This is a genomic window from Nesterenkonia ebinurensis (genome assembly GCF_008711175.1).
Lineage (GTDB): Bacteria > Actinomycetota > Actinomycetes > Actinomycetales > Micrococcaceae > Nesterenkonia > Nesterenkonia ebinurensis.
This window is the reverse complement of the sequence record NZ_VWNF01000042.1, coordinates 1-714: the sequence shown is the minus strand read 5'-3', so window position 1 is coordinate 714 and position 714 is coordinate 1. Positions and strand designations below refer to the sequence as shown.

1 protein-coding gene is annotated in these 714 nt (G+C 57.1%); it reads right to left on the bottom strand.

Translation table 11 applies throughout. From position 1 onward, the window contains the following. On the bottom strand, window positions 1–714 hold a 714-nt coding region (locus F0311_RS12830), incomplete at both ends, for an inositol-3-phosphate synthase (RefSeq protein WP_150462343.1).

The window sequence follows — 714 nt, the reverse complement described above, 5'->3', positions numbered from 1 at the left end:
GCATCACCGAAGTTCCGGCCCTCCAGGCGGATATAAGCCCATTTACGGTCATCGAGCCAGGGCACATAATCACTAGGACCGATATGCACATCCCGGTCAGCGAGCTTCGCAGTGGTATTAGAGGTCACCGCCTGGGTCTTGGAGATCTTCTTCGACTCCAGCCGGTCACGCTGGAGCATATTCATGAAGTCCATATTCCCACCGAAGTTCAGCTGATAGGTCCGATCCAGATGCACCCCACGGTCCTCCAGCAGATGCGCCAGCTCCCGGTGGGTGATGGTCGCTCCCACCTGGGACTTGATGTCATCACCAACAATCGGCAACCCCGCAGCAGTGAACTTATCCGCCCACTCCTGGGTGCTAGCGATGAACACCGGCAACGCGTTGACAAAGGCACACCCGGCATCGATAGCCGCCTGGGCGTAGAACTTCGCAGCCTGCTCAGAACCCACCGGTAGATAACAGACCACCACCTCAGCGGCGGCCTCTTTCAAAGCAGCCACCACATCCACCGGATCAAAGGCCGACTCACTGATGGTGTCCCGGTAGTAGTCACCCAGACCGTCCAGCGTGGGTCCGCGCTGGACATCCACACTGGTATAAGGAACCTCAGCGATCTGGATGGTGTTGTTCTCACTGGCCAGGATCGCCTCAGAGAGATCCTTACCCACCTTCTTATCATCAACATCAAAGGCAGCCACGAACTGAACATCA